30 protein-coding genes are annotated in these 25,286 nt (G+C 70.2%); 12 read left to right on the forward strand and 18 right to left on the reverse strand.

The window, feature by feature from the left end:
- Positions 1 to 378: 378 nt before the first annotated feature.
- The gene (locus tag JJB11_RS22180) at positions 379 to 2,109 is read left to right on the forward strand and encodes a sensor histidine kinase (RefSeq protein WP_201176732.1); all 1,731 of its coding nucleotides are present in this window, start codon (positions 379 to 381) and stop codon (positions 2,107 to 2,109) included.
- A 45-nt stretch (positions 2,110 to 2,154) separates the two neighbouring features.
- Here JJB11_RS22180 and JJB11_RS22185 read toward each other — a convergent pair whose 3' ends face one another.
- The 6 genes from JJB11_RS22185 to JJB11_RS22210 all read right to left on the reverse strand — a co-directional run bounded on the left by JJB11_RS22185 (position 2,155) and on the right by JJB11_RS22210 (position 7,498).
- The gene (locus tag JJB11_RS22185; protein ID WP_201176734.1) at positions 2,155 to 2,598 is read right to left on the reverse strand and encodes a hypothetical protein; all 444 of its coding nucleotides are present in this window, start codon (positions 2,596 to 2,598) and stop codon (positions 2,155 to 2,157) included.
- Complete coding sequence (locus tag JJB11_RS22190) at positions 2,595 to 3,419, reverse strand: FAD:protein FMN transferase (protein ID WP_201176736.1); 825 nt, start codon at positions 3,417 to 3,419, stop codon at positions 2,595 to 2,597. Before JJB11_RS22190 ends, JJB11_RS22185 begins: the two co-directional genes overlap by 4 nt.
- A 2-nt stretch (positions 3,420 to 3,421) precedes the next feature.
- Positions 3,422 to 3,988 (reverse strand): FMN-binding protein, encoded by a 567-nt coding sequence (locus JJB11_RS22195; RefSeq protein WP_201176738.1) that lies wholly within the window; start codon positions 3,986 to 3,988, stop codon positions 3,422 to 3,424.
- A gap of 2 nt (positions 3,989 to 3,990) precedes the next feature.
- Positions 3,991 to 5,340: a hypothetical protein gene (locus tag JJB11_RS22200; RefSeq protein WP_201965032.1), complete on the reverse strand. Its 1,350-nt coding sequence runs from the start codon at positions 5,338 to 5,340 to the stop codon at positions 3,991 to 3,993.
- 24 nt (positions 5,341 to 5,364) lie between these two features.
- On the reverse strand, positions 5,365 to 6,609 hold the full coding sequence (locus JJB11_RS22205; RefSeq protein ID WP_201176741.1) for a cytochrome-c peroxidase: 1,245 nt from the start codon (positions 6,607 to 6,609) through the stop codon (positions 5,365 to 5,367).
- 277 nt (positions 6,610 to 6,886) lie between these two features.
- Complete coding sequence (locus JJB11_RS22210) at positions 6,887 to 7,498, reverse strand: TMEM175 family protein (RefSeq protein WP_340643176.1); 612 nt, start codon at positions 7,496 to 7,498, stop codon at positions 6,887 to 6,889.
- A gap of 102 nt (positions 7,499 to 7,600) precedes the next feature.
- Here JJB11_RS22210 and cuyA point away from each other — a divergent pair, with 102 nt between their 5' ends.
- Positions 7,601 to 8,641 (forward strand): D-cysteate sulfo-lyase, encoded by a 1,041-nt coding sequence (cuyA, locus tag JJB11_RS22215; RefSeq protein ID WP_201176743.1) that lies wholly within the window; start codon positions 7,601 to 7,603, stop codon positions 8,639 to 8,641.
- Positions 8,642 to 8,704: 63 nt separating this feature from the next.
- On the opposite strand, the gene JJB11_RS22220 is transcribed toward cuyA, so the two are convergent.
- Positions 8,705 to 9,682, reverse strand: coding sequence for an LLM class flavin-dependent oxidoreductase (locus JJB11_RS22220; protein WP_201176745.1), 978 nt, complete (start codon positions 9,680 to 9,682; stop codon positions 8,705 to 8,707).
- Between the two features lie 239 nt (positions 9,683 to 9,921).
- On the opposite strand from JJB11_RS22220, the gene JJB11_RS22225 reads away from it, so the two are divergent.
- Positions 9,922 to 10,623 carry an aspartate/glutamate racemase family protein gene (locus JJB11_RS22225; protein ID WP_201176747.1) on the forward strand — a complete coding sequence of 234 codons (702 nt, stop codon included), beginning with the start codon at positions 9,922 to 9,924 and terminating at the stop codon, positions 10,621 to 10,623.
- Here the strand turns inward: JJB11_RS22225 and JJB11_RS22230 are convergent.
- The 3 genes from JJB11_RS22230 to JJB11_RS22240 are packed head-to-tail and all read right to left on the reverse strand — an operon-like array spanning position 10,610 to position 13,329.
- Entirely contained in the window at positions 10,610 to 11,581 is a 972-nt protein-coding gene (locus JJB11_RS22230; protein WP_201965033.1) for a Bug family tripartite tricarboxylate transporter substrate binding protein, read from the reverse strand. The two genes, JJB11_RS22225 and JJB11_RS22230, sit on opposite strands and share 14 nt — an antisense overlap.
- 19 nt (positions 11,582 to 11,600) lie before the next feature.
- Entirely contained in the window at positions 11,601 to 12,659 is a 1,059-nt protein-coding gene (locus tag JJB11_RS22235) for an Ldh family oxidoreductase (RefSeq protein ID WP_201176749.1), read from the reverse strand.
- The gene (locus tag JJB11_RS22240) at positions 12,652 to 13,329 is read right to left on the reverse strand and encodes an aspartate/glutamate racemase family protein (protein WP_201176751.1); all 678 of its coding nucleotides are present in this window, start codon (positions 13,327 to 13,329) and stop codon (positions 12,652 to 12,654) included. The genes JJB11_RS22235 and JJB11_RS22240 overlap by 8 nt, the downstream gene beginning before the upstream one ends.
- Positions 13,330 to 13,499: 170 nt before the next feature.
- Between JJB11_RS22240 and JJB11_RS22245 the strand changes: the two genes are divergently transcribed.
- From JJB11_RS22245 to JJB11_RS22265, 5 genes are all read left to right on the forward strand, one after another.
- Positions 13,500 to 13,856 carry a hypothetical protein gene (locus JJB11_RS22245; RefSeq protein WP_201176753.1) on the forward strand — a complete coding sequence of 119 codons (357 nt, stop codon included), beginning with the start codon at positions 13,500 to 13,502 and terminating at the stop codon, positions 13,854 to 13,856.
- Positions 13,857 to 13,949: 93 nt separating this feature from the next.
- The gene (locus JJB11_RS22250; protein WP_201176755.1) at positions 13,950 to 14,117 is read left to right on the forward strand and encodes a hypothetical protein; all 168 of its coding nucleotides are present in this window, start codon (positions 13,950 to 13,952) and stop codon (positions 14,115 to 14,117) included.
- Between the two features lie 2 nt (positions 14,118 to 14,119).
- Positions 14,120 to 14,284 carry a hypothetical protein gene (locus tag JJB11_RS22255; protein ID WP_201176757.1) on the forward strand — a complete coding sequence of 55 codons (165 nt, stop codon included), beginning with the start codon at positions 14,120 to 14,122 and terminating at the stop codon, positions 14,282 to 14,284.
- Positions 14,285 to 14,300: 16 nt separating this feature from the next.
- Positions 14,301 to 14,453: a hypothetical protein gene (locus tag JJB11_RS22260; RefSeq protein WP_201176759.1), complete on the forward strand. Its 153-nt coding sequence runs from the start codon at positions 14,301 to 14,303 to the stop codon at positions 14,451 to 14,453.
- Complete coding sequence (locus tag JJB11_RS22265) at positions 14,450 to 14,599, forward strand: hypothetical protein (RefSeq protein ID WP_201176761.1); 150 nt, start codon at positions 14,450 to 14,452, stop codon at positions 14,597 to 14,599. Before JJB11_RS22260 ends, JJB11_RS22265 begins: the two co-directional genes overlap by 4 nt.
- A gap of 21 nt (positions 14,600 to 14,620) precedes the next feature.
- Here JJB11_RS22265 and JJB11_RS22270 read toward each other — a convergent pair whose 3' ends face one another.
- On the reverse strand, positions 14,621 to 15,370 hold the full coding sequence (locus JJB11_RS22270; protein WP_201176763.1) for a hypothetical protein: 750 nt from the start codon (positions 15,368 to 15,370) through the stop codon (positions 14,621 to 14,623).
- 101 nt (positions 15,371 to 15,471) lie between these two features.
- Here JJB11_RS22270 and JJB11_RS22275 point away from each other — a divergent pair, with 101 nt between their 5' ends.
- Positions 15,472 to 15,843, forward strand: a complete 372-nt coding sequence (locus tag JJB11_RS22275) for a hypothetical protein (RefSeq protein ID WP_201176765.1) — start codon at positions 15,472 to 15,474, stop codon at positions 15,841 to 15,843.
- Between the two features lie 7 nt (positions 15,844 to 15,850).
- Here JJB11_RS22275 and JJB11_RS22280 read toward each other — a convergent pair whose 3' ends face one another.
- The 4 genes from JJB11_RS22280 to JJB11_RS22295 form a co-directional block, all read right to left on the reverse strand.
- Positions 15,851 to 15,997 carry a hypothetical protein gene (locus tag JJB11_RS22280; RefSeq protein WP_201176976.1) on the reverse strand — a complete coding sequence of 49 codons (147 nt, stop codon included), beginning with the start codon at positions 15,995 to 15,997 and terminating at the stop codon, positions 15,851 to 15,853.
- 14 nt (positions 15,998 to 16,011) lie between these two features.
- Positions 16,012 to 16,911, reverse strand: a complete 900-nt coding sequence (locus JJB11_RS22285; RefSeq protein WP_201176767.1) for a DMT family transporter — start codon at positions 16,909 to 16,911, stop codon at positions 16,012 to 16,014.
- A 79-nt stretch (positions 16,912 to 16,990) separates the two neighbouring features.
- The gene (locus JJB11_RS22290) at positions 16,991 to 17,515 is read right to left on the reverse strand and encodes a methylated-DNA--[protein]-cysteine S-methyltransferase (protein ID WP_277988872.1); all 525 of its coding nucleotides are present in this window, start codon (positions 17,513 to 17,515) and stop codon (positions 16,991 to 16,993) included.
- A gap of 1 nt (position 17,516) precedes the next feature.
- A complete protein-coding gene (locus tag JJB11_RS22295; RefSeq protein ID WP_201176768.1) occupies positions 17,517 to 18,998 on the reverse strand; it encodes a DNA-3-methyladenine glycosylase 2 family protein in 1,482 nt (493 codons plus the stop codon).
- A gap of 113 nt (positions 18,999 to 19,111) precedes the next feature.
- Here JJB11_RS22295 and JJB11_RS22300 point away from each other — a divergent pair, with 113 nt between their 5' ends.
- The 3 genes from JJB11_RS22300 (at position 19,112) to JJB11_RS22310 (ending at position 22,806) form a co-directional block, all read left to right on the forward strand.
- Entirely contained in the window at positions 19,112 to 20,494 is a 1,383-nt protein-coding gene (locus tag JJB11_RS22300) for a phosphomannomutase/phosphoglucomutase (RefSeq protein ID WP_201176770.1), read from the forward strand.
- Between the two features lie 105 nt (positions 20,495 to 20,599).
- Positions 20,600 to 21,565 (forward strand): lipopolysaccharide heptosyltransferase I, encoded by a 966-nt coding sequence (waaC, locus tag JJB11_RS22305; RefSeq protein WP_201176772.1) that lies wholly within the window; start codon positions 20,600 to 20,602, stop codon positions 21,563 to 21,565.
- A complete protein-coding gene (locus JJB11_RS22310; RefSeq protein ID WP_201176774.1) occupies positions 21,562 to 22,806 on the forward strand; it encodes a 3-deoxy-D-manno-octulosonic acid transferase in 1,245 nt (414 codons plus the stop codon). The genes waaC and JJB11_RS22310 overlap by 4 nt, the downstream gene beginning before the upstream one ends.
- Positions 22,807 to 22,851: 45 nt before the next feature.
- On the opposite strand, the gene JJB11_RS22315 is transcribed toward JJB11_RS22310, so the two are convergent.
- From JJB11_RS22315 to JJB11_RS22325, 3 genes are read right to left on the reverse strand one after another with little or no spacing between them, the layout of a single operon-like run.
- Positions 22,852 to 24,180, reverse strand: a complete 1,329-nt coding sequence (locus JJB11_RS22315; RefSeq protein WP_201176776.1) for a TolC family outer membrane protein — start codon at positions 24,178 to 24,180, stop codon at positions 22,852 to 22,854.
- Positions 24,181 to 24,237: 57 nt separating this feature from the next.
- On the reverse strand, positions 24,238 to 24,573 hold the full coding sequence (locus tag JJB11_RS22320; RefSeq protein ID WP_201176777.1) for a rhodanese-like domain-containing protein: 336 nt from the start codon (positions 24,571 to 24,573) through the stop codon (positions 24,238 to 24,240).
- Between the two features lie 10 nt (positions 24,574 to 24,583).
- Positions 24,584 to 25,270, reverse strand: coding sequence for a protein-L-isoaspartate O-methyltransferase family protein (locus tag JJB11_RS22325; RefSeq protein WP_201176779.1), 687 nt, complete (start codon positions 25,268 to 25,270; stop codon positions 24,584 to 24,586).
- Positions 25,271 to 25,286 lie beyond the last annotated feature (16 nt).

The raw sequence follows: 25,286 nt of genomic DNA on the forward strand, positions 1-25,286 counted from the left end.
GACACTGAGTCTATGCGAGACGTTGCGATCCCCAAGAATGGGGGTCGTCCACTCCGCCAACACCCAAGCGGTTCGCCGCAGAAACGCCCACTCACAAGTGGGCGTTTCTTTTTCCGGAACGGAATACTCCCTTCCTGGGGCGGTCGATCACGCGGCCTCCAGTCCTGCGCGATCGAACAGCTGTCCGAGCCACGCACGCGCAGACGTGTTCGTCGCACCAACTCACGATCCAGGCGCTGCACGCTCTCCGCGTAGCAACCCTGAAGGCAAGTGCGTGCGGCCGTGTTCGCGGCGGTCCCATCCGCGTTTGACAATGCTCAAGGTCATCCGGGCCATGCTCCTCAAAATGTCCCGTCAGGCGGAGGGCTGGAGTCCGATTTGACGATTCGAAAACAACTGACCCGGCTGGTGATCGCCTCCGTGTTGCCCACTGCCCTGGCCGCCGTGCTGTTGATCACCTATTCGTACGAGCGCCACCGGGAGAGCATTGCCCAGGGCACGCTCAACACCACTCGCGCACTGGTCCAGGCGGTGGACCAGGATCTTGCCAGCGGCCGCTCGGCGCTCCAGGCGCTCGCCACCTCCCCTTATCTGGTCACCGGCGACCTGGCGGCGTTCGACCGCCAGGCCCGCGCGGCGCTGGTCGAACTTCCCGGAGATTCCCTGGTGCTCACCGATGGCTCGGGGCAGCAGCTGGTCAACACGTTGCGCCCGTTCGGCACGCAGCTTCCGCGCCATGGCAACCTGGCGCAGATTCGCCGCGTCTTCGAGACAGGGCGTCCGCTGGTTTCCGATCTCTTCGCCAGTGCAGTGCGGCAGCAGCTGGTCATCAGCATCGACGTTCCCGTGCGCCGGGACGGCCAGGTGGTCTATGACGTATCGATGGGGATGCTTCCCGTTCGTCTTGGCGAGATCCTCGGGCGCCAGGCGCTTCCGGCTGGATGGATTGCCGCCATCATCGACAGCCGGGGAACGATCGTCGCGCGCTCGCATGAGGCCAACCGATTCGTGGGGCAGCAAGCTGCGCCCGCCTTGCTGCAGCGCCTGCTGCGAGACAGGGAGGGCCAGCTCGAAACCGATACCCTGGAAGGAATTCCCGTGGTCACGGTGTTCAGCCGCTCTTCCGTCTCGAACTGGTCGGTCGCGATCGGGATTCCACGAACCCAGCTGGCGAGGCAGCTGTGGGTCTCGATTGCCTGGCTGATCGCCGGCACCATGAGCCTGCTGATGTTGGGCAGCTTGCTCGCCCAGCGGATCGGGTCGAGGATCAGCCACTCGATCCGAAGCCTGATCGAACCGGCGGCAGCACTGGGCCGTGGCCAGGTCGTTGAAATTCCGCCCCTGCAGCTCGTCGAGGCGCAAGAGCTCGGGCGCGCGATCGAGAACGCCGCCCGGATGTTGCGCGAGCGCGAAGAAATCCTTGCGATCGTCAGCCACGACCTGCGCAATCCCTTGTCTGCGATGCTGCTCACCGCCAAGACCGCCGATCGGCTGGCAGCGAAGCTTCCGGGCGGCGAACCTGTGCGCAAGATGCTCGCCACGCTGAGCGACATCGGCCGCCGCATGGCGGGCCTGGTCGATGACCTGCTCGCCGTTGCCGTGTCCGCGCGCGGCAAGGCGTCGATGCTGAGGATGACGCCCGTGAATGCGGCAGCCCTGCTGGAGCGGGCGGCCGGCACGGTCCGGCCGCTGTTCGAGCGTGCCGGCATCGACCTGGTGGTCGAAAGCGCTCCGTCGCTGCCCGAGGTCCGGGCCGACGAGGACCGGGTGCTGCGCGTCTTCATCAACTTGCTCGACAACGCGCTGAAATTCACGCAGCGCGCCGGGCGAGTCGTCCTGACTGCGCGGGAGCAACCCGAGTCGGTGGTATTCAGCGTTTCCAACACCGGCGCCGCGCTCCCCGCCGAGGCGCTGGTCCACATGTTCGAACCGTTTTGGCAAGCGGGCGAGGACCGGCGTGGCGCCGGCCTCGGCTTGTCGATCTGCCGCTCGATCGTCGAAACCCACGGCGGCCGCATCTGGGCAGAGGCGGAACCGGGAATGTGCGTGCGCATGTGTTTCGAACTCCCTCGTGCCCAACAGCGCGATGAGGCGAGTCCCGCAAATTGAGCCGTCCGACGCCACAAAGAAAAGAGAGCTTGCCTCCCGCGGCCTTCAGCTGCGTCGCAGCCACCTGCGGCCGTGCAGCGCGAACAGCGCGGGCAGCACGAGCGCCGTCCACCAGTGCACCGCGCCGGCCGCTGCGTGCGCCAGCTCGGGTCCGTAGAGCAGCAGGAAACCGGTGAGCGCGACGGCGAGCAGCAGGCTGGCGCTGGCGATGCCCAGCACCCAGGTCGACCCCCGGCGGTAGGACCAGACCAGCGCGACGTGCGGCCACACCCATCGGCCCGCGAGCAGGCACAGCACCCACACGCTGCCGCCATGCACGAGCAGTGAAGCGCGGCGCAGCGCCACCTGCCAGGCGGCGAGCTGGAAGGTGCCCTCGGCAGGCCAGAGGTACAGCACGACGCCCGTGATCCACAACAGCGTCACGCCGGCGGCGGTCCAGGTGACGGCGCGCGTGTTCCAGCCGCCGTGATGGCCGGCGAAGCGATTCACGTGCGCCACAAGCGTGCTCCATGTGCCCGCAGTGTGCGTCGCAGCTGCAGCGAGGGTTCGGCATCCTGCAGCGCCCACTTGGTCAGCGCGTCGGCCGTCGCGCAGTCGGGCGCGAGCACCGTGCTGCCGGTCCAGCGAGCGCCTCGGCGGCGCGTGGGCACGAAGCCGGTGTCGGTCGAAGCGACCGAGCTCGCGATCGCAGCGTCCCGCAGCCGCAGGAGCGGGCGGGTCCGGGCGCTGACGATGGGGTGCTGCAGCTCGATCGGCCAGCAGCGGGGCCCGAACGCGCGCAGGTCGCCTCCGGCATTCACCAGCCCGCTCGCCACGCCGGATGCGCACAGTTCCGCCACCGCCTGGTCCACCGCGTAGCCTTTGGCGATGCCGCCGAGATCGATGGCCATCGGCCCTTCCGGCAGGACGGTGCATGCATCCAGGAAGCGCAAGCCGGCGAGACGCGCCCCGCGCGCCGTGCAGTGGGCGAGCGCAGGCCGCAAGCGGCTGCGCGCGAGCGTCTCCCCGGCGGACTGCGCATCGAAGGCGTGGTTGCTTGCGCGCGACCAGTGCTGCGCCAGCCGCAACACGGCGACCGTGTGCACGCTCACGGCCAGCGGCTCGCGCGGACGCGCCTGGGCGAGGCGCGCAAGGTCGGACCCGGGCTCGTGCGCGCTCATCGCGCGGTGGATCGCCGTGATCACCGCGAAGGCCTGATACGCAGCTCGCTCGGCGTCGTGCTCGCCGATCTCCTCTGCCTGCAGCTGGATCGACACCAGCGTGCCCAGCAGCGGTCGCGCGCGCCGCAGCAGCAGGCCGTTGGCAGCCATGATCAGGAGGTCCTGTGCAGCTGTTGCTGCACCAGCGCGCTCAAGCGCTGCACGCCTTCGGTGACGTGCTGGCACGAGAGGGTCGCACCGGAGATGTTGCGGATCTCCTCGTTGAATTGGACCTGCGCCGGCCCTTTGCGTCCGCTGAACTGCCGGCGCCAGGCGGGGTTGCGGATCTCGGCGCCGTGCGACTCGCGGTACGCGAGCACCTCGACCTGGGTGAGCGTGCCGTCGGCGGTGAAGCCTGCAGCGTAGTCGATCCATTCGTAGCGGCCGATCACGTGGTCGGCCAGCACGAAGCCCACGCGCGCGCCTTGCGCATCCAGGCCGACCCAGCCCGCGGGTGCGTAGCCCGCCGGCACGCGGGTTTGCGTCGCCTGCGCGATGGCGGCGACCGTCTGTGCGTCGAGCGCGATCGGCCAGGGCTGGAAGCTCGCGGCTTGCGGCAGCAGCAGCTTGCGCCCTTGCTCGATGTCCAGGTACACGGTCGCGAATACCGAGGTGTTCCACAGTCCCGCCGCGAGGCCGATGGCCACGCCGCGGCCCAGGGTTTGCCGGCGGTTGTGCATGTTCAGAAGTCGAAGCCCAGGCCCAGGTTCACCCGGTCCAGGTTGCTGTCGTTGAGGAAGCGCTGGTAGTCGGCCTTCAACACCACTTGCGGATGCAGGTAGTAGCTGGCCCCGACCGTGACCGTGCGCGTGTCGGGCTGCGTCGCCGGTGCGAGTCCTTCGGGCAGGCCGGAGTAGGAGCGGGCGGTGTTCAGGCGCTCGTAGCGTGCGAACGGCCACAGCGATTGCTCGCCCTGCTGCCACAGGCGGTACGCCGCCTGCGTGTACCAGCCGCCGAAGCGGTCGGGCACCGGGGTCGGCTGCCCCGCGAAGCTCGTGTTCAGGTCGGCGACGCCGCGGAACTGGCCCTGCGCGATGAGTGCGGACAGGTCCCAGCGTCCGGGCTGCCACCGCGCGTGCGCTTCGGCGAGCGTCACCGATGCGTCGCTGGCCGCGGAACCGGGCTGGTGTTGTCCGACCCCGCCGTGAAAGACGCTGCCGCCGACGTTCAGGCCCGGAATGCCGTTGTAGTTGAGTGCGCCGTAGCCGCCCAGGCTGCTCGCGTGCGCCAGCTGCCCTTCCTGGTGGATCGAGCCCAGCGGCGATTCGTGCCCCTCGCTGCTGGTGGGGTCCCACTTCGCCAGGTCGAAGCTGGTGGTGAGCCCTGCGTTCCAGCGCAGCCCCGCGGCGGTCGTGCCCTGGACGCCGACGCCCAGCTCACGCCAGGTGGTCGGGACGATAGCGGTCTCCACCTGGTTGCGGAACACGCCGAAGTAGCGCGTGGGCTCGTGCGATTCGTTCAGCAGTCCGACCGGCAGCAGGAACAGGCCCGCTTTCGCACTGAGCGACGGGCTGAAGTCGTGTTCGGCATAGAGCTGCTCGAAGGCGACTTCGCCTTGGTCGGACGCGGAAGCGACCGCGTTCTCGACCTCCAGTTCGGCCGCCATGCGGGTGGTCTCGTTGAAGCGGTAGCCGAAACCCAGCACGCCGCGGCCGGCGGTCGCGGTCGTCGCTGCGATCTCGTTGCGCGGGCGCATGTAGCTCAGTTCCGCGTAGCCGAAGAAATTGAGCCCGGTCCCTGCGGATGCAGGTGCGGGCGTGGCGGCGCTCGCCGCGCTCGCGGTCAGGGGCGCGGATGCACCGGGGGCAGCCGCAGGCGTTTGCCAGGCGGACGGCCCCGAAGGCACCGGCGCCGCGGCTTGCTGCGCCTTCATGGCGTCGAGTTCCTTGCGCACCTGCAGCAGTTGCTCCCGCAACTCGCGCACCTGCTGCTGGAGTTCGGGATCGGATTGGGCGTGCGCCATGCCGTTGCAGGCGAAGGCGGCCAAGGCCACGGCGGATCCGGCGAGGAGGGTGGAGGTGGGTTTCTTCATCGGGTGTGCGGGCCGTGGGCGGCCTCAGGGCGTGTAGCCGTCGGTGAACGTGCGCAGGAAGCTCGCGAGGTCCTGCACCTCGGCTTCGGTGAGCGCCGGCGCCTGGCCAGCGCGCCGTTTGTAGGGAGCTTCGGTGGTGTTGACGTTGCCGCGCAGACTGGCGGGCAGGTCGTCGTAAGGCGTCACGTTGCCCAACGCGTCCGCCGGGTACCAGAGCTGGGGGGCGGTGTCACGCTGCACGTAGAAGCGGATCACCTGTTCGAGCGAGTCGAACGCGCCGTTGTGGAAGAAGTGCTTGCGCAGTGCGACGTTGCGCAGGCTCGGCACCTTGAACGCGCCGCAGAGATCCGTTCGCGACTGGAGATCCGTGCGCGTGCCTCCGCACAGGCCGAGGTCGTGGAAGCCGGGATCGGCGTTCGCCGCGATCTCGGCGTTGCGCGGGACGCCGAGGTTGTCGTAGCTGAAGTCCGTGAACAGCGCGCCGGGCGCGTTGCCGGGCTTCGTGCTGCTGTGGCACGCGGCGCAGTTGCCCTTGTCGCTCCGGTTGAACAGCGCGAAGCCATTCAACTCCTGCGGGCTGAGCTTGGCATTGCCCGCGACGAAGGCGTCGTACTTGCTGCTGAAGGCAGCGAACTCCGGGTCTTCGAGCTGGTAGCGCTCCAGCGCGTAGCCGACGCGATCGAGGGCGTCTTCGGGGATTGAGAAGATCGCGTCACCGAACAGCTTGCGGAAGTCGTCCGCGTACGCAGCCGCAGCGAGCTTCGTGGCGACGGCGGCCGCGTCGGGGTTCGCCATCTCGCGCGGATTGAGCAGGGGACCGAGCGCCTGTTCGTGCAGGCTGTTCGCGCGTCCATCCCAGAAGAAGCCGCCGGTGGGCGTGCCGTCGGGCGCGAAATGGAAGCTTGTGTTGAAGCGCAGGTAACGCAGCGACGGTGCGTTGCGGATGCCCTGCTGGTCGAGGTTCGCGCCGCCGTATGCCACCGGCGCAGCGAATGGGGAGGCGTGACCCGTCGCCGGGTCGTGGCAAGTGATGCAGGCCAGCTTCCCCGATGCGGAGAGCGAGGCGTCGCGGAAGATGCGCTGGCCCAGTCGGGCAGCGGCACTCAGGCCCGAGTCATCCGCGGCGGCGCTGCCTGCCGACGTGGAAGACGCGGCAGTGCCTCCGCCGCCGCACGCGCCCAGCACGCAAGAGACCGCGAGTGCGCCGAGCACGACGCGCAAGAACGGCGCAAGCAGGGACGCGGCAGCGGACGGGCTGGCAAGGGCCATGGTGGGGCGGTGGCTCCGCATGGCGGAGAGGCATGCAAATGAGAACGATTTGCATTCTATCCGAATCCAGGCTGAGCTCCGCAAGCGCTGCCGCGTCGCACGGCCCACTCCGCGCGGCCCACTCCGCGCCGCGACCCGCACCGCCATCCCACCACACCATCCCACCGCACCATCCACCACCACACATCCCACCACATCATCCGCAACGCGATGCCGCGACCGCATGCCGCAAGCGCGAACGACTCCACCGCGATGCAGTCGCGTTCCGGAGCGATGTTCAGTCCGCGGGCGCGCCAGCCGGCACGGCGCTCGACAACTTCTCGATCGTGCGGCCCGGCATGAAGTAGAGGAGAGGCACGGCGACGTAGATCGCCACCGACAACCACACGGAGACCCAGGCCAGCGGGACCGAGGCGACGTAGAGCGCCATCGTCACCGCGTTGGTGCGGTTCGAACGCCGGTGCACCTCGGCCAGCGCGGGGTCGGTTGCAGGGTCGCTCGCGATCGCGCGGCGCAGCAGGTCGAAGGCCGCGCCGCTGCAGAACAGCACCAGCCCATACAGCGCGACCGGCAAGGGCGCCAGATGGCTTTCGCCGATCCACGCGGTGATGAAGGGCACCAGCGAGAGCCAGAACAGCAGGTGATTGTTCAACCAGAGGATGCGGCCGCTCACGTGGTCCACCGTGTGCAGCAGGTGATGGTGATTCACCCAAACGATCGCGACAACGACGAACGACAGCACGTAGCTCAGGAAAACGGGCGCCAGCTGGAACAGTGCCTCGGGCGTGGTGGCGTGCGGCGGTTTCAGCTCCAGCACCATGATCGTGATGATGATCGCCACGACGCCGTCGCTGAAGGCTTCCAGCCGGTTCTTGCCCAAGGTGTGCATGGTGGTCGCTCCTGCTCTCATGCTGCCACTGCGCGCCGCCGCGGCCAAGCGCACGATCCCGGCGGCGCGCGCCGCTGGAGTCTTGCACTACCATCCCCGCCCATGGACCTCTCCCGCTTTCCCCGCCGGCGCTATACCGACTTCGTCACGCCGATCGAATTCCTCCCGAACTTCAGCAAGGCGCTGGCCGCGACGTGCCCCGGGGGCCGCGGCCCGCGCATCTGGATCAAGCGCGACGACATGCTGGGACTCTTCCCCGGCGGCAACAAGACCCGCAAGCTGGAGTTCCTGGTCGCCGACGCGCTGGCCCAGGGCGCCGACACGCTCGTCACCTGCGGCGCGCCCCAGTCCAACCACTGCCGGATCACGCTCGCGGCCGCGGTCAAGGAAGGGCTCAAGTGCCGGTTCGTGATCGAGGAGCGCGTGCCCGGCAGCTACGACCCGCAAGCCAGCGGCAACAACTTCATGTTCCGGCTGCTGGGCGTGGAGGCGATCACCGTCGTGCCCGGCGGCAGCAACATGGGCGCCGAGATGCAGAAGGTGGCGGACGCGCTGGCGCGCGAGGGCCGCAAGGCCTACATCATCCCCGGCGGCGGCTCCAACGCCATCGGTGGCCTGGGCTACGTGGCGTGCGCGCAGGAACTGCAGCAGCAACTCTTCGACCAGGGCTTGCGCATCGATCGCCTCGTGGTGGGCTCCGGCAGCTCCGGCACGCATGGCGGCCTGGTCGCCGGCTTCCTGGGCAACAACATCCGCATTCCCATCACCGGCATCGGCGTGAGCCGCGACCCCGCCGACCAGGCGCCGCTGGTGCTGAAGGAAGCGCAGGCCGTGCTCGACCTGCTGGGCGTGGACGTGCGCGTGAAGCCCGACGACGTGCAATGCGTGGGCGGCTTCTGGCAGCCGAAATATTCGGTGCCGAACGCCCGCATGGTGGAAGCCGTGCAGATGCTCGCCCGCACCGAAGGCATTCCGCTGGACCCCGTCTACACCGGCAAGATCATGGCCGGCCTGATCGGCATGGCGCGGCAGGGCGCATTCCAGCCGGACGAGAACGTGCTGTTCCTGCACACGGGTGGCCTGCCGTCGCTGCATGCGTACGAACAGGTCGTGCTGGGCGAGGTGAAGGACCTGCCGGCCTGAGGCCATGAGCGGCCACGCCGGCACCGGTGCAGGTCACCGATGCAGCCGCAGCAGAAACGGCGCTCACGCCGATGCGGCGGCGATCTCGTACGAGCGCAGGCGCGCCGCGTGGTCGAACACCTGCGCGGTGATCATCAACTCGTCCGCCTTCGTGCGTTGCGCGAACGCCTGCAGTTCGCGCCGCACGGTGTCCGGCCCGCCGATGGCGGTACAGGACAGCACGCTTTCAAGCATGTCGCGCGCCTGCGCGGGCAGGCTCTCGTAATAGCCCGCGCGCGGCGGCGGCAGCTTGCCGGGTCGGCCGGTGCGCAGGTTGACGAAGGCCTGCTGCAGCGAGGTCGCGAGCAGCGCCGCCTGTTCGTCGCTGTCCGCGGCGATCACGTTGTAGCCCAGCATGACGTAGGGCCGGTCCAGCTGCGCCGAGGGCTTGAACCCGGCGCGGTACACCTCGATGGCCTGCATCATCAGTCCCGGTGCGAAGTGCGACGCGAACGCATAGGGCAGCCCCAGCATCGCGGCGAGCTGCGCGCCGAACAGGCTGGAGCCCAGGATCCAGACCGGCACCTTGGCGCCCTGGCCGGGGACGGCGCGCACGCTCTGGCGCGGCTCGTCCGAGAGCAGGTCCATCAGCTCCACGACGTCGCGGGGGAACTGGTCGGGGTCGCTCTCGAGGTTGCGGCGCAGTGCGCGAGAGGTCGCCTGGTCGGAGCCGGGCGCGCGGCCGAGGCCAAGATCGATGCGCCCGGGGTAGAGCGCCTCCAGCGTGCCGAACTGTTCCGCGATCACCAGGGGCGAGTGGTTGGGCAGCATGATGCCGCCGGCGCCCACGCGGATGCGCTGCGTGCCGCCGGCGATGTGCCCGATCAGGATGGCCGTGGCCGCGCTCGCGATGCCGGGCATGCCGTGGTGTTCGGCCAGCCAGTAGCGTCGGTAGCCGAGGCCCTCGGCATGCTGCGCGAGCGAGAGGCTGTTGCGGAAGGACTGCGCGGCATCGCCGCCTTCGACGATGGGCGAGAGGTCGAGGACCGAGAGGGGAACCATGGGGCAATGTAGCAAGCGCGCGCATCCCGCGTGACCGCCGCGGGAATTCCGGGATCGGCGGACGAGCTCGCCGCGCGCCTCGAGCAGCCGGCCTCGAACTTGCTGTCGCCGCTGACTCGCGCGGCTTCTGCCGCCTGAGTGCGGGCGGTCCGGGGCGGCTACCATGCCGCCATGGGCCTCTCCCGCTATCGCTGCCGGCGCTGCACGGATTTCGTGACGGGACCTGCCGTCCTGACGCCATGAGCGGCCACATCGGCATCGTCGGGTGTTCCGCCGAGGGCTCGGCCCTTTGCTATCGCGCCATCTGCACCGAAGGTGCGCAGGTGCTGGGCGGCGCGCATCGTCATCCTGAGGTGAGCCTGCACACGCCTTCGCTGCATCTCTACGTCGAGCGGCTCGACGCCGGCGACGTGCAAGGCGTGGCCGACCTGATGCTCGCGTCGGCGGACCGGCTGGCGCGCAGCGGCGCCGATTTCCTGATCTGTCCGGACAACACGATCCACCAGGCGTTCCCGCTGGTGCAGCCGCGCTCCCCCTTGCCCTGGCTGCACATCGCCGACGTGGTCGCCGAGGAGGCGCAGCGCCGCGGCTTCCGCAAGATCGGCATCACCGGCACGCACTGGCTGGTGCAAAGCGAGGTCTACCCCGAACGCCTGCGCGCGCACGGCCTGGACTTCGCGCGGCCGAGCGAAGGCGAGCGCCTGCAGATGGGCCGCATCATCATGGACGAACTGGTGTGCGGCGTGCAGTCACCGCGCCAGGTCGAAGTCCTCGCGGCCGTGATCGAAGGATTGAAGGCGCAAGGCTGCGACGCGGTGGTGCTGGGCTGCACCGAACTGCCGTTGATCCTCAACGACGGCAATTCGCCGCTGCCCACGCTGGACTCCACGCGCCTGCTGGCGCGCGCGGCCTTGCGCCGCGCGGCCGCTATTCGGCCGTGATGTTGGCGGCCTTCATCAGCGCGCCGTACTTCGCGAGCTGAGCGCGCGTCGCGGCGCCGAGCTCCTCCGGCGTGCTGCCACGCGGTGTGAGGCCCACGGCGGCGAGCTTCTCGCGCACCTCGGGATCGGCCAGCGCGTGCTGCACTTCGGCGGCCAGGCGGTGCGTGATCTCCGTCGGCGTGCCCGCCGGCGCCATCATCGCGAACCAGGAATTGAATTCGAAGCCGGGCAGGCCGGACTCCGACACGGTCGGCACGTCGGGGAACTGCGGCATGCGCTTGGGCGTGGTCACGCCGATCAGCCGCAGCTTGCCCGCCTTCACCAGCGAACTGACGGTGGCGATGCCCTGGAAGGCCGCATCGACTTCCTTGCCGGCCACGCCCATCGCCGCCTGGGTCGCGCCCTTGTAGGGCACGTGCCTCATCTGCACCCCCGCCTGCGAAGCGAACAAGGCCATCGCGATGTGCTGCGGGCTGCCATTGCCGCCGGAGCCGTAGTTCAGTTCGCCCGGCTTGCGCTTGGCCAGCGCGATGAGATCGGCAGCCGACTTCGCGGGCGCATCGGCCGGCACGACCAGCCCCCATTCCACCGTCGCGACCAGCGACACTGGAGTGAAATCCCTGAGGATGTCCCAAGGCATCCTGGCGGTGAGGTTGGGCACCATCGTCATGATGCTGTCGTTGAAGCCCCCGATGGTGTAGCCGTCGGGCGCTGCCTTGGCCACGGTGCCCGCGCCGATCAGCCCGGCGGCGCCGGGCTGGTTCTCGACGACGATCGCCTGGCCGAGGTCGCGGCTCATCTTCTCGGCAACGATGCGGGCGGCAGCGTCCACCGCGCTGCCCGCGGCGAGCGGAACCACCATGCGGATGGTGCGCGTGGGCCAGTTGGCTTGCGCCTGCGCGAGGCTGCACAAGGCGGTCGCGGCAAAGGCCAGCGCGAGGCGGCGGGTGAGGGTCATGCTTGTCTCCTGTCCTGGTCTAGTGGTCCTGCAGGGGCGGGATGCCCATCTCGCTTGCGAACTGGTCCAGTTGCTGGCGCAGCGCCGGCGGCAAGGCCAGGCCGTCGCGCTCGTTGACGAGACGCTTGGCGTGGCTTTGTTCGCCCGGCATCCAGATCCGGTCCACGCCCGGCATGCGCTCGCTCGCGCGCAGCTCGCGCACCAGCTTGTCCACCCGCGCCTTGAATTCGTCGACCTCGCCGAAGGCGTCCGGGTCGATGGCGACGATCGCCTGGCCGGTGTTCGTCACGCTGGTGTCGTCCTTGTTGAAGTCGATCACCTCGCTGCCCATCGCCGCGCCATTGAGCGTGCCGGCCAGCAAGCCCACGATCATCGCGAGGCCGTAGCCCTTGTACCCGCCGATGGGCATCAGGAAGCCTTGCTCCGCGCGCTTGGGGTCGGTGAGCGGCTGGCCCTGGCGGTCGATCATCCAGCCGACCGGCATGGACTCGCCGCGCTGCGCCTTCGCCTTGACCTTGCCATAGGCAGCGACCGTGGTCGCCATGTCCAGCACCACGGGCGGCTCTTCGCCCGCCGGAACCGCCACGGCGATGGGATTCGTCGACAGCAGCATGTCCAGGCCGCCCCAGGGCGGCAGGTGGTTGGCATTGCCCACCGCGAAGTACATGCCGACCATGTCGTGCGCGAGGCACATGCGGGGATAGAGCGATGCCGGGCCCGCGTGATTGGACAGGCGCGCGCCCACCCACGCAATGCCGCACTGCCTGGCCTTGGCGATCGCGATCTCCGCGGCCTTCTTCATCACCAGGTGGCCCATGCCGTTGTCGCCATCCAGGAGCGCCATCGCGGCCTTCTCCTTCACGACGCGGATGTCGGGACGCACGTTCACGCCGCCGGCGCGGATGCGCCGCGCATAAGGCACGAGCCGGATCACCCCATGGCCGTCGGAGCCTTGCATCTCCGCTTCGGTCATGAGGTCGGCGACGGTGGCCGCGTCGCCGGTCGGCAGGCCCAGGCGTTCGAACGCGGTCGTGAGGAAGCGCCGCACTTGCGCGGTGGGAATGCGTCGATCAGGCATGCAGGATTCCTTGTCGCAGCGCGAGCACCGCGCAATCGGGGCTGCTGAGGACCGGGCAGGCCAGGGTGGCCTGCACTGCGCCCGCTGCGGCAGCCATGGAGAACTGCGCCAGCATCACCGCGTGACAGTCGCCGAGTTCGCGAGCGGCCGCCGCGACCTTGCGATGATGGTCCGCGGCGCGGCCTTGCGCGAGATCGTCCATCGCTTCGGGGACGAACACGCTGCGCAATGCAATGGCCCGCCCGCGCCCGCTGGCGAGCGCCTCGAGTTCCTCGGCCATGGACGCGATCGAGGCGCGGAAGGTGGCCAGCAGCCCGAGCTTCAGCACGCCACCGCCGCTGTCCTGCGCCAGCGCCTGCTCGAACATCGCTTCGTTCGGCTTCAGCGTCGGCACGCCGGTCGCGCGCGCTGCAGCCTCGATGGCCGGGCCGAATGCCGAACAGGTGAAGAGGATGCCGTCGCAACCCGTGCGCTGTGCGTACTGCGCCAGGTCGACGAAGCGCTGCACCATGGCTGGCGTGAGCGCGCCCGCTTCGGCGCGGTCCACCGACAGGCTGTCGTCCAGCAGGTTCATGCGGCGCGCCTGCGGCCAGTGGCGCTCGAACGCGGCGCGGATCGGTTCGACGGCCAATGCCGTCGCGTGGATGAGGGCGATGCGCGGGCTGCTCATCGGCGCGATCGTACCGGACGCGGGACCGCCCACGCACGCCGCGGCACGCGCCATGGAACAGGCGGGTGCATTCCCGCCTCGTGCATTCCCTCACGCCCGGGGGCATGGACTGCGAACGTGTTGCGCGTTGTCCTACACCCTTTCCGTGCAGTCCTTCCTAAAGTGCCTGCATGAGTGACAGGAACGGTCCCCACGCACGGGCGAGCGCTTCGGCCGATGACCGACCGGGTGGCAGCCCGGGTGCCAAGACTGCGCGCTACAGCCGCGCCGAATACGCCAAGGTCCTTGCCTTGCAGGAAGAAGTCGCGCGCGCAGATGCCGACTACCAGCGGCTGCGCAACGCATACGTCGATATCGCGCAGAACGAGCCCACGCACGAGGTTGCCCTCGCCATGATCGGCGCCGACATGGATCGTGCGCATGCCCGGCTGCAGGCGCTGATCGGGCTGCCACGGCTTCCCTTCACGCACGAGCCCAGCACCGTGATGCGCCGCGAGGCCCACAGGGTCCCCGACGAGCACCACTGACGCGTGTCGCGCACTGCGACTACACGCGATGATCTCCCCTTCCGAGACCCCAGGCCGCTGCGCAGCGGCAGCATGGGTGCCCTGGAGGCCGAGATGAGCCAGCGCACCCCTGTCGACCCTACGCTCTGCGCGGCTGAGCCTGCGCCCGACCGCCTCGACGATGGCTTCTCTCCTCCCGCGGAGGCGGAGCGCGAGGCCTCGGCGGAAGCCGCGGACAAGGCGCCGCTGCAACCCGCGCTGGGCAACAAGAGCCCGTTCTGACCATGCACACCCATCCGCCCACCCATCCGGTCGAGCCCGATCCGTACCCCACCGAGACGGACGCTCCGCCCTCCAACCCGACGCAACTGCCCGTGGAGCCCGAGTTCGGCCAGGCCTTGCCGCCGGCGGAGCCGGAGGACCCGGGCGTGAACAAGCCCGCGATCTGAATTCAAGGAGTCCGCCATGCCCAACGTCCGCACCCCGCGCGGGATCACACCGCCTGCACCCGGCCTCGAGCACGAGGAGCCGGCTTTCGTTCCGGAGGAAGACATCCCTGTCGAGGAAGCGGCCGCCACGCGCGACGAGCGTCCCGCCCGCAGTCCCGACGCGGAATGAGCGCCACCGCGCCTGCGCCGTCGACCCCGCCGGCCGACGCGCCCAAGCCCGCCAACCCGGAGCCGACGGCCCCGCCCATCGATCCGGAGAAGGGCCGCGTCAAGACCGATCCGGAGCAGGGGCATTCGGAGCATCCCAAGCAGTAGGCCGCGCTGCGCGCGAGCGGCTCAGTTGCTCGCGGCGAGCAGGCCTTGCGCGTCGTCGTCCAGCGGCGCCATCGGCGTCGCCTTCGCGAGCGCCATCCAGACACCGAAGGGCAGTCCCGCACGCGCCGGGCGCAAGGCCGCGCGCGCGACGCTGAGCTTGCCCTCGCCGTGCGCCAGCAGCACGCCGCACTCTGCCGGAATCTCCTCCGGCTCGCCGATAGTCCGACCATGCGCGTCGGTGCCGAGCACGTACCAGCACTCGCCGAGATCGCGATAGGCGGCCCGCTTCGCCTGCTGCCGCAGGTCCGCCAGCAGGTCGGAGCGGCGCACCTTGATCTCGTGCACGATCGGCTCGACGTAGCTCTCCACCGAGGTGTGCCGGATCGAGAACACGTCCGGCCGTGCCACGCACCAGCGCAAGGGCTTGGCTGCGTCGCCGGTTTCCACCTGCGCGCGCAAGCTCAGCCCGGTCCACGCGAGCCGACCCGCGCGTGCCATCTCGCGCGCCACGCGCTGCACCAGCGCTTCGTGCGCCGACAGCGCCGCGCGATTGCGGGCGAGCACGGCAGCCATCCAGCCCACCCCTGCATCGGTGACGCGCAGCGTCTCGTGGCCGGCGGAGGACCGCACGCGCTCGAGCAGGCCGGCGGCGAGCAGGTCGATCTCGATGCTGTCCTGGCTGGGCCAGCCGGCGGAGCGATACAGCTCGCGCAAGCGGCGCGCGTGCGCCCGCGTCAGTTCGGGAGCGGCCGTGGAGGACAGGACGGACATGGCGAAGGCCGCAGTTTACGGCCCGACGGTAGGCACGCTCCCACGCCTGCACGCGGAACAGGCTTATCGCGCAGGGCAGGGTCCTGTCCACAATGAGCCGCATGGTTGAGAAATCCTTGCAGTCCTCGCCCGCGGCCGCGATGTGGCCCGCCTATATCGGCGGGCCTGTCCCCCCGGTGCTTTACGGCATCACCGCCGTGCGCCTGGAAGGAAGCCAGGTGGCCGAGGTGATGATGGGAATGATCGACCCCAGCCTGGAGCACTGGGACCTGCGTCCCTCGCCCACGCGGCTGGTCGAGGTGGTGGACCGCCTGGTCGAGGGCGACACCATCGTCACGCTGTTCCCGACCGAGCGCGGCACGCTGCGCATGGGGCCCGAGGTGAAAGTGGACGTGCTGCCCGAAGGCGTCGAGACGCTCGCGGCCGCCGCCGACGACCCCGGCCAGCGCCTCACCGACCTGCCGCGCTTCTAACCGCGCCTCAGCTCTCCCGCAGCGACTTACTGAGCGCGGCCTTTTGCTGCTGGCGTTCGGCCGAGCGCGACTTGCGATGCTCGCCCGCCTTGCGCTGCGCCGCCGGCACCACCAGCGGGTTGCGGGGCTTGAGCGCCGTGAGGCGCAGCTTCATCCGGCGCGCGGAATTCATGCGGCAGGGCGCAGGCGCGGCATCTTGAGCAGGCCCGTGGACAGCGCCGTTCCGAGCACCACCACAGCGCCGCACGCCAGCATCCAGGGCGTGACCCGCTCGCCGAGGAACAGGGCGCCGTACAGGATTGCGAACACCGGGATCGCGAAGGTCACGGCCAAGGCACGCGACGGGCCGGCCTGTTCGATCAGCCGGAAATACAGGATGTACGCCACGCCCGTGCACAGCACGCCGAGCACCAGCAGGGCCAGCCATGCCTGCGCGCCGGGCATGTGCACCGGCCGCAGCCAAAGCGCCGGGATGACCAGGGCCAGCGCGGCACCGATCTGGCTGCCGGTGGCCGTCATCAAAGGCGGCAGGCCGGTGAGGAAGCGCTTGGTCGCACTGGCGGCGAACGCGTAGCAGACCGTAGCGGCCAGGCAGGCCAGCACGGCCCACGCCGGTGCGATGCCGGAGACCGCATCGGGCTTGAAGCTGGCCTTGTCCCACGCCAGCGCCGCGACGCCGGCGAATCCCACCACGAGCCCCAGCACGCGCGAGCCCGCGGGCCGGTCGTTCAACCAGGACCACGCCACCAGCGCGCCGAACAGCGGCACCGTCGCATTGAGGATGGCCGAGAGCCCGGTGGTGATCGACAGCAGCGCGAACGCGAACAGCAGGAAGGGCAGCCCCGAGTTCAGCAGCCCGACGAGGCACACCTTCCACCAGTGCTGGCGGAAGGCGGCGGCGTGGCCCTTGAACAGCATCAGCGGCAGCAGGAACAGGCTGGCGATGGTCACACGCACCGCCGCCGTGCAGACGACGCCGAAGTCGCCCACGGCCAGGCGCATGAACAGGAAGGACGCGCCCCAGATGGCGGCGAGCGCGACGAAGTCGATGATGGAGGCGAGAGGCATGGCGAACCGAGTTTCAGGGCAATTCCGCCCGGCCGCCGCCGGGCGCTGATGAATTTTCAGGCGCGCATCGATGCGCTGCTCACATCAATGCGCCTTCGAGCTGCAGCAGCGCCGTCTTGCGCTCCAGCCCGCCCGCATAGCCGGTGAGGCTGCCGCCCGTGCCCAGCACGCGGTGGCAGGGCACCACGATGCTCACGGGATTGCGTCCGACCGCCGCGCCTATGGCCCGGGCTGCCTGCGGCTTGCCGACCTCGCGCGCGAGGGCCGCATAGCTGGTCGTGCCGCCGCGCGGGATGCCGAGCAATGCACTCCACACGCTTTGCTGGAAGGGCGTGCCGCCCTGGAGGTCCAGGGGCAGGTCGAAGGACGTGCGCTCGCCCGCGAAGTACGCGCGCAACTGCGCCACGGTCTCCACCAGCACCGGATGCCCGGGATCCTCGCGCCAGGTCGTCGCGTCGGGCCCGTGGCGCTGTCCTTCGAACCACACCCCGCACAGGCCGCGGTCGCTGGCGGCCAGCAGCATAGGGCCCAGCGGGCTCTCATAGCGCGTGCACACGCGCGCAATCGGGTACCGCGCGCGCACGCGCGCAATCGTCTGGTCCATCTCAAGCTCCTTGCGAAAGCGCGCTCCATGCGCGCACCACGGCGTAACTGCGCCAGGGTTTCCAGGCCTTCGAAGCCGCCTCGGCCTCGCGCGCCGGCTGCCGCATCTGCTGCACGCCCAGCGCCTTGTGCAATGCGACGTCGCCGGCCGGGAAGGCGTCGGGCCAGCGCAGGGCCCGCATCGCGATGTATTGCGCCGTCCAGTCCCCGATGCCGGGCAATTCCTTCAGCGCCTCCGTCGTCGCGGTCACGTCCGAACCCGGGTGCAGGTGCAGCCGGCCTTCGGCGGTCGCGCGGGCGATGGCGACGATCGCCGCCTGCCTTTGCCGCACGATGCCCAGCTGGCCCAGCGCATCGCCTTCGGCAGCCGCCAGCACCTCGGGCGCGGGAAACAGCTGGGTGAGTCCCGGCACCGGCGTCGCGAGCGGCACGCCGAAGCGCTGCACGAGCCGCTGCGCCAGGGTGCGCGCCGCCGCAACCGTGATCTGCTGTCCCAGCACGGCGCGCACCGCGAGCTCATAGCCGCTGAGCGCACCCGGTACGCGCAGCCCGTCGCCGAGCGGAAAGCTGCCATGCAGCCGCGCATTGATCGCATGCGGGTCCGCGTCGAGGTCGAAGGCGGCGCGCACGCGCCGGATCACGAGCGGCAACACGCCCAGCAGCGACTCGCTGACCTTCAGGCGCAGCTGGCACTCCGCCTCGTCGAACTCCACCGTGAGCCAGCCGTCCGCGCGTTGATCGCCAGACCCGACGGACAAGGTGCGCGCGAGCTGCCGCTCGCCGACGGTCTCGACGCCGGCAATGGCCCGCGTGCGGAAGAAGCCGAGCATCGCGTCCACGTCGTAGGGCGGCCGGTAGCCGAGCCGCACCTCGCACGCGCTGGAGCGGTCCAGGCCCTGGCGCCGCAGCGCGCTCGGGCTCAGGCCGTAGTGCGCGAGGAAGGCGGCATTGAACCGGCGCACGCTGCCGAAGCCGCTGGCCAGCGCGACCTGCGTGATCGGCAACGGGGTGTCGGCCAGCAGTTGCTTGGCATTGAGCAGACGGCGGGTCTGCAGGTACTGCACCGGCGAGACGCCCACGTGTTCCTCGAAGATGCGGCGCAGGTGCCGGTCGCTCACGCCGATCCGGCGCGCGAGGCCCTCGGCGGAAGGCGCTTCCTCCGCCCAGGCTTCGGGCTCGTCGAGCAGGCGCGCCGCCTGCTGGGCCAGCACGGCGCTCGCGTCCTGCAGCGACCAGCGCAAGCCCTGCGGCGCCAGTTCGGGTCGGCAGCGCAGGCACGGCCGGAAGCCCGCTCCCTCGGCCTGCGCGGCATGCGCGAAGAAGCGGCAGTTCTCCCGGCGCGGCGTGCGCACGCGGCAGACGGGCCGGCAGTAGATGCCGGTGCTCGTCACGCCCGTGAAGAAGCTGCCGTCGAAGCGCGCGTCGCGCGCCTTCAGCGCCAGGTAGCAGGCGTCGGGGTGCAGGGGCGGCTCGGTGGAACTCATGCGGCCATGTTACGCGCGGGCCGCCGCAGGACTAGCCGTTTACGGACATGTCCCTGGCAGCGCGCCCCCTAGAATGGGTCCGACCCTTCCCCGAATCCAGCCCCAACCCTCCAATGCAGCTCAGCCCCAGCATCTTCAAGGCCTACGACGTTCGCGGCATCGTTCCTTCCACGCTCTCGGAGGAGGTCGCCGAGGCGCTCGGGCGGGCCTTCGGCACCCTGGCCCGCCGCGAAGGCGAACAGGCGGTGGCCGTCGGCCGCGACGGCCGCCTCAGCGGCCCCTCGCTCGCCGCGGCGCTCGTGCGCGGCCTCGTCGCCAGCGGCGTCGACGTGATCGACGTGGGCATGGTGACCACGCCCATGCTGTACTTCGCGGCGAGTACGCTCGCCCACAGCGGGATCCAGGTCACCGGCAGCCACAACCCCAAGGACTACAACGGCTTCAAGATGGTGCTGGCCGGCCGCGCCATCTACGGCGAGGAAATCCAGTCGCTGCGGCGGATGATGGAGTCCGCCGGCTGGGACCAGCCGCCTGCGCCCGGAAAGGTGCGCAACGTCAACATCTTCGCGCCCTACCGCGACCGCATCAAGGGCGACATCAAGCTCGCGCGACCCATGAAGGTGGTCGTCGACTGCGGCAACGGCGTCGCCGGCGCGTATGCCCCCGAGGTGTTCCGGGCGATCGGCTGCGAGGTGATCGAGATGTTCACGGAGGTGGACGGCAATTTCCCCAACCATCACCCGGACCCCAGCAAGCCCGAGAACCTGCGCGACCTGATCGCCAAGCTGAAGGAGACCGACGCCGAACTGGGCCTCGCCTTCGACGGCGACGGCGACCGGCTGGGCATCATCACCAAGCAGGGCAACAACATCTACCCGGACCGCCAGATGATGCTGTTCGCCCGCGACGTGCTCACGCGCGTGCCGGGCGCGACCATCCTGTTCGACGTCAAGTGCACGCAACGCCTCGGCCCCACCATCGCCGAGGCCGGCGGCAAGCCGCTGATGTACAAGACCGGGCACTCGCTGATCAAGGCGAAGATGAAGGAGATCAACGCGCCGCTGGGCGGCGAGATGAGCGGCCACATCTTCTTCAAGGAGCGCTGGTACGGCTTCGACGACGGCACGTATGCCGGCTGCCGCCTGCTGGAGATCCTGTCGCGCTCGGCGGACCCGAGCAAGGTGCTGGATGCGCTGCCCACCAGCTTCTCGACGCCGGAGCTGAACGTCAAGTGCGAGGAGGGCGAGGCCCATCGCATCGTGGACCAGCTGGTGAAGAAGGCGAACTTCCCCGCCGCCCAGGTGTCGACGATCGACGGCCTGCGCGTGGACTGGAGCGACGGCTTCGGCCTGGTGCGCGCATCCAACACCACGCCCGTGCTCGTGCTGCGCTTCGAAGGCCATTCGCAGGAGGCCATGCACCGCATCGAAGGCGAGATGTTGTCGCTGCTGCGCACCGTGAAGCCGGACGCGAAGATCGCCGAAGCGGCGCACTGAGCGCGGCTTGCGGCGCCGGCGGGAAGTCAGGCGCCATCGATTAGAGTGCCCGTGCGGGCGCCTCGAAGCGCCGGATCCCCGCCTGCGCGGGGATGACGGAGTCCCTTGAACATCCTGATCGTCAAACTGTCCTCGCTCGGTGACGTCGTGCACACCCTGCCGGCCGTGCAGGACCTGCATGCCGCGCTTCCCGGCGTGCGCGTCCACTGGGTCGCGGAAACCGGCTTCGCCTCGCTGGTGCGGCGCTGCGAAGGCGTGGAGCGCGTGATCGCCAGCGACCTGCGCCGCTGGCGCAAGGCGCCGTTCGCGCACGACACGCGCCAGGAGTGGCGCGCATTCCGCGCCCAGCTGCATGCCGAGGCCTACGACGCGGTGCTGGACCTGCAAGGCCTCACCAAGTCGGCGCTGATCGCCCACATGGCCACGCTCGCGCCCGGCGGCAAGCGCTATGCGATGGCCAACCGCACGGCGGGATCCAGCTACGAGGCGCCGACGCGCTGGATCGCCGATGTGGCGATCCCGCTGGAGCCGCAGCTCGATGCGGTGCAGCGCGCGCGCGAAGTCTGCGCGCGGGCGCTCGGCTATGCGGTGCAGGGTGCGCCCCGCTACGGGCTGGCGCGGGCGACGGGGTCGCGTGACGACACGGTGGTCCTGATCCACGGCAGTTCGCGCGCGGACAAGCACTGGCCCGAAGCGCAGTGGATCGATCTGGGCCAGCGGCTGCTCGCCCAGGGCCATGCGCTCGCCCTCCCGCACGGCAGCGACGAGGAGGAGGCGCGCAGCGCGCGGATCGCGCAGGCGCTCGGGCCACGCGCGCAGGTGTGGCCGCGGCTTTCCCTCGACGCACTGACGGACCGCATGGCGCGCTGCGCCGGCGCGATCGGCGTCGACAGCGGCCTGAGCCACATCGCCGTCGCGCTGGACCTGCCGCACGTGCAGATCTACAACCACGACACCGCGTGGCGCACGGGCCCGCTGGACAGCCCGCGCCAGCGCGCCGTGTACGCCTCTCCCGCCCCTTCGGCGGACGCGGTGTGGGAGGCCTGGCAGGCCGTCACAATGCCGGAATGATCCGGCCGCTCTATTCCCTGCTGGTGATCGGGGCCCAGCCGTTGCTGCGGCGCAAGCTGCGCCGGCGCGGGGTCGCCGAGCCGGGCTACCTGGAGCACGTCGAGGAGCGCTTTGGCCGCTACCAGCACGCCGCGCAGTCGGGGCGCCTGTGGATCCACGCGGTCTCGCTGGGGGAGACGCGCGCCGCGGCGATCCTGCTGGAAGCGCTGCGCCGCGCCCAGCCGGACCTGCGCGTGCTGCTCACGCACGGCACGGCGACCGGCCGGGCCGAGGGCCGGCGGCTGCTGCGGGAAGGCGATGCGCAAGCGTGGCTGCCCTGGGACACGCCGCAAGCCGTGCAGCGCTTCCTCGCGCATTTCCGCCCCAGCTGCGGCGTGTTGATGGAAACCGAGGTGTGGCCCAACCTCGCCGCGGCCTGCCTGGCCCGCGGCGTGCCGCTGGTGCTCGCCAATGCGCGGCTGTCGCCCAAGTCGATGGCGCAGGCACGCCGGTTCTCGCGCCTGGCGCGTCCCGCGTACGGCGCGCTGCGCGCCGTGTGGGCGCAGACGGAGGACGACGCCCGCCGGCTGGCGTCCGTCGGCGCCTCGGTGCAGGGCGTGTTCGGCAACCTCAAGTTCGACGCGGCGCCGGACCCGCTGCTGCTGCAGATGGGGCGCGACTGGCGCTCCACCAGCACGCGCCCGGTCGTGATGTTTGCCAGCTCGCGCGAAGGCGAGGAGGTCGAATTCCTGCGCGCCATCGCGGGGGTGCAGGGGATCCAGTGGCTGCTGGTGCCGCGCCATCCGCAACGCTTCGACGAAGTGGCCGGGCTGGTGGCGCAGGCCGGCCGCTCCGTGTCTCGGCGCGGCGCCTGGGACGGCGTGCCCGAACCCGCCGACGTGTGGCTGGGCGACTCGCTCGGCGAGATGCCGCTGTACTACGCGCTGGCGGACGCGGCGCTGCTGGGAGGCAGCTTCGCTCCGCTCGGTGGGCAGAACCTGATCGAAGCGGCGGCCTGCGGCTGTCCCGTGGTCATGGGGCCGCACACCTTCAACTTCAGCGAGGCTGCCGAACTGGCGTTGCAGGCGGGCGCCGCGCGCCGCGCGGGCACGATGGGGGAGGGCGTGCGCACGGCCGTGGAACTGGTGCGCGACCCGCCTGCAAGGACAGCCGCGGCCCGGGCCGGTGAGCGTTTTGCCGCCGCGCATCGCGGTGCAGCGGCGAAGACCGCGCAAGCGGTGCTCGCGCTCATCGAGCGCTGACGATAAGGAAGGGGCGACGCGCTCCTGGGTCGGAGATGCGAACGCTCAGCGTTGCAGCAGCGTGTTCAGCCGGGTGAGGTCTTCCGCCTGCAGCGTGCCGTTCGCCTGGCGCAGCTTGAGGTGGCCCAGCAGCACGTTGTAGCGCGCCTGAGAGAGATCGCGCTTGGTCTGGAACAGCTGCGTCTGCGCGTTCAGCACGTCGATGTTGATGCGCACGCCCACCTGGTAACCGAGGCGGTTGGCATCCAGCGAGCTCTGGCTGGAGGCTTCGGCCGCTTCCAGCGCACGCACCTGGCCTTGGCCCGAGACCACGCCGAAGTAGGCAGTGCGCACGGCCTGCGCGACCTGGCGCCGGGTGGCCTCGAGGTCGGTGCGGGCCTTTTCTTCCAGCGCGAGGGTCTCGCGGATCCTGTTCTGCACCGCGAAGCCGGAGAACAGCGGGACGTTGATCGCGATGCCGGCGGTGCCCTGGCGCGGCGCGTTATCGAGGAACGAAGTCGCGGTGCCGTTGATGTTGTGCGCCCAGCCGTAGCTGGCCGTGAGGTCCACCGTGGGCTTGTGGCCGGCGCGGGCCTTCTCGGTTTCGAGTTCGGCGATCTCCACGTTGGATTTCGCCTGCAGGATCGGCGGGCTCGCGCTCTCGGACGCAGCCACCCACGCTTCCGGGTCGGCGGGCTGCGGCGGCGGCACGCGGTCCAGGGTGCCGACCGGATCGGGCATCGCGCCCGGCTTGCCCACCAGCGTGTCGAGCGCGAGGCGCTTGATGCGCAGGTCGTTCTCGGCCTGGATCTCCTGGGCCAGCACGAGGTCGTAGCGTGCCTGCGCCTCGCGCGTGTCGGTGATGGTGGTGGTGCCCACCTCGAAATTGCGCTTGGCCGAGGCGAGCTGCTCCGCCGTCGCTTCCTTCTGCGCGCGCACGAAAGTCAGCGTGTCCTGCGCCGCCAGCACGTCGAAGTAGGCCTGGCTCACCCGGATGATCAGGTCCTGGCTCGCGGCGGTGAGCTGGTACTCGGCCTGCTGCTTCTGCCGCTCCGCCTGCCGCCAGGTCGCCAGGTTGGCGGGCCGGTAGAGCGGCTGCGAGGCGCTGAGCGTGGCGCTCTCGGTGCCGTAGGAGTGGGACGAAGGCAGGGGCGGCGCGTTCACCTCGATCTTGCTGCGGCCGGCGTTCGCCGTCAGCCCGGCCTGCGGAAGGATGCCGGCCTTCGCCTGCTCCGCGCGGTACAGGTTGGCGTCGTACTGCGCCTTCGCGGATTGCCAGGTGGCGTCATACGCGCGGGCGTCCTCGTACATCTCGAGAAGGCCTTCCGCGTGCGCCGCTCCGGCCAGGGCGAGCCCGATTGCCGCCGCGAGGGGCGCAAGCCGCAACTTCTTCATGGTCCGTCCTTCCGTCTTGCTTTTCTGATCGTTCTGCTTACGGCTTTGTACGCCGCGTCAGTACCGGGGCACTCCCGGGTCGTGCTCCCGCGACCACGCATCGATGCCGCCCGCGATATTCGCCACATCGGTGTAGCCCTGCTGCGCCAGGAACATCGCCACCCGCTGGCTGCGCCCGCCGTGGTGGCACAGGCAGGCGATGGGCCGGTCCTGCGGCAGCTCCGAGGTGCGCGCAGGAATCTCGTTCATCGGGATCGTGACCAGGTCGAAGTCGCCGGCCTGCACGTGCGCGGTCTGCACTTCCCAGGGCTCGCGCACGTCCAGCAGCACGGGGCGCGCGGACTGGGCCTGCAGCCAGTCGTTCCAGTCGGCGGGGCGGACCTGGTGGATCATGGCAAGGACCTCAGAAGCGGAACCGGGACGGTTCGGGGAAGTGCATCAGGCGCGGCGCCGCGCTGTCCCAGGGCTGGGTCGTCGTGTACGAGGCCTCGCCGGTGCGCGTGATGAAGGTCGCGCGCATCACCGGCTCGCCGGCGATGGCCGCCAGCCGGCCGCCCACCTTCAGCTGCGCCAGCAGGGCGTGCGGCACTTCGACCACGGACCCGGACAGCAGGATGGCGTCGAACGGGCCTTCCGCGGACAGGCCCTTGGCGCCGTCGGCCTCGCGGACCTCCGCATTGCGGATGCCGGCGCGCTGCAGGTTCTCGCGGGCCATGCGGGCCAGCTCGGGGTGGATCTCCAGGCTGATGACGCGCTGCGCCCGGCTGGCGAGCAGGGCGGCCATGTAGCCCGAGCCGGCGCCGATCTCCAGCACCTTCTCGTGCGCGCGCGGCGCCAGGTCCTGCAGCAGGCGGGCTTCCTGCTTGGGCTCCAGCATGCACCAGCCGTTGCGCAGGGCCTCCTCGGGGTGGCCCACCAGCGGGATCATCAGGTCCATGAAGGCGAGCGCCTTGTGCGCGGCGGGGACGAAGTCTTCCCGCTTCACCTGCGACAGCAGGCCGAGCACGTCCAGGTCGAGCACGTCCCAGGTGCGGATCTGCTGCTCGATCATGTTGAAGCGGGCGCGTTCGATGTCGGTGGCGGGGGTCATGGATTTCTCGTGGCGT

The organism is Ramlibacter ginsenosidimutans, assembly GCF_016654015.1.
In the GTDB taxonomy this organism is placed as follows: Bacteria; Pseudomonadota; Gammaproteobacteria; order Burkholderiales; family Burkholderiaceae_C; genus Ramlibacter; species Ramlibacter ginsenosidimutans.

Excerpts from the sequence above, each read along its gene's own strand:
- JJB11_RS22190 (WP_201176736.1), bottom strand. The coding sequence starts at position 3,419 with ATGGCTGCCAACGGCCTGCTGCTGCGGCGCGCGCGACCGCTGCTGGGC.
- JJB11_RS22195 (WP_201176738.1), bottom strand. The coding sequence starts at position 3,988 with ATGCACAACCGCCGGCAAACCCTGGGCCGCGGCGTGGCCATCGGCCTC.
- JJB11_RS22200 (WP_201965032.1), bottom strand. The coding sequence starts at position 5,340 with ATGAAGAAACCCACCTCCACCCTCCTCGCCGGATCCGCCGTGGCCTTG.
- JJB11_RS22205 (WP_201176741.1), bottom strand. The coding sequence starts at position 6,609 with ATGGCCCTTGCCAGCCCGTCCGCTGCCGCGTCCCTGCTTGCGCCGTTC.
- JJB11_RS22210 (WP_340643176.1), bottom strand. The coding sequence starts at position 7,498 with ATGCACACCTTGGGCAAGAACCGGCTGGAAGCCTTCAGCGACGGCGTC.
- cuyA (WP_201176743.1), top strand. The coding sequence starts at position 7,601 with ATGGACCTCTCCCGCTTTCCCCGCCGGCGCTATACCGACTTCGTCACG.
- JJB11_RS22220 (WP_201176745.1), bottom strand. The coding sequence starts at position 9,682 with ATGGTTCCCCTCTCGGTCCTCGACCTCTCGCCCATCGTCGAAGGCGGC.
- JJB11_RS22225 (WP_201176747.1), top strand. The coding sequence starts at position 9,922 with ATGAGCGGCCACATCGGCATCGTCGGGTGTTCCGCCGAGGGCTCGGCC.
- JJB11_RS22230 (WP_201965033.1), bottom strand. The coding sequence starts at position 11,581 with ATGACCCTCACCCGCCGCCTCGCGCTGGCCTTTGCCGCGACCGCCTTG.
- JJB11_RS22235 (WP_201176749.1), bottom strand. The coding sequence starts at position 12,659 with ATGCCTGATCGACGCATTCCCACCGCGCAAGTGCGGCGCTTCCTCACG.
- JJB11_RS22240 (WP_201176751.1), bottom strand. The coding sequence starts at position 13,329 with ATGAGCAGCCCGCGCATCGCCCTCATCCACGCGACGGCATTGGCCGTC.
- JJB11_RS22245 (WP_201176753.1), top strand. The coding sequence starts at position 13,500 with ATGAGTGACAGGAACGGTCCCCACGCACGGGCGAGCGCTTCGGCCGAT.
- JJB11_RS22250 (WP_201176755.1), top strand. The coding sequence starts at position 13,950 with ATGAGCCAGCGCACCCCTGTCGACCCTACGCTCTGCGCGGCTGAGCCT.
- JJB11_RS22255 (WP_201176757.1), top strand. The coding sequence starts at position 14,120 with ATGCACACCCATCCGCCCACCCATCCGGTCGAGCCCGATCCGTACCCC.
- JJB11_RS22260 (WP_201176759.1), top strand. The coding sequence starts at position 14,301 with ATGCCCAACGTCCGCACCCCGCGCGGGATCACACCGCCTGCACCCGGC.
- JJB11_RS22265 (WP_201176761.1), top strand. The coding sequence starts at position 14,450 with ATGAGCGCCACCGCGCCTGCGCCGTCGACCCCGCCGGCCGACGCGCCC.
- JJB11_RS22270 (WP_201176763.1), bottom strand. The coding sequence starts at position 15,370 with ATGTCCGTCCTGTCCTCCACGGCCGCTCCCGAACTGACGCGGGCGCAC.
- JJB11_RS22275 (WP_201176765.1), top strand. The coding sequence starts at position 15,472 with ATGGTTGAGAAATCCTTGCAGTCCTCGCCCGCGGCCGCGATGTGGCCC.
- JJB11_RS22280 (WP_201176976.1), bottom strand. The coding sequence starts at position 15,997 with ATGAAGCTGCGCCTCACGGCGCTCAAGCCCCGCAACCCGCTGGTGGTG.
- JJB11_RS22285 (WP_201176767.1), bottom strand. The coding sequence starts at position 16,911 with ATGCCTCTCGCCTCCATCATCGACTTCGTCGCGCTCGCCGCCATCTGG.
- JJB11_RS22290 (WP_277988872.1), bottom strand. The coding sequence starts at position 17,515 with ATGGACCAGACGATTGCGCGCGTGCGCGCGCGGTACCCGATTGCGCGC.
- JJB11_RS22295 (WP_201176768.1), bottom strand. The coding sequence starts at position 18,998 with ATGAGTTCCACCGAGCCGCCCCTGCACCCCGACGCCTGCTACCTGGCG.
- JJB11_RS22300 (WP_201176770.1), top strand. The coding sequence starts at position 19,112 with ATGCAGCTCAGCCCCAGCATCTTCAAGGCCTACGACGTTCGCGGCATC.
- JJB11_RS22310 (WP_201176774.1), top strand. The coding sequence starts at position 21,562 with ATGATCCGGCCGCTCTATTCCCTGCTGGTGATCGGGGCCCAGCCGTTG.
- JJB11_RS22315 (WP_201176776.1), bottom strand. The coding sequence starts at position 24,180 with ATGAAGAAGTTGCGGCTTGCGCCCCTCGCGGCGGCAATCGGGCTCGCC.
- JJB11_RS22320 (WP_201176777.1), bottom strand. The coding sequence starts at position 24,573 with ATGATCCACCAGGTCCGCCCCGCCGACTGGAACGACTGGCTGCAGGCC.
- JJB11_RS22325 (WP_201176779.1), bottom strand. The coding sequence starts at position 25,270 with ATGACCCCCGCCACCGACATCGAACGCGCCCGCTTCAACATGATCGAG.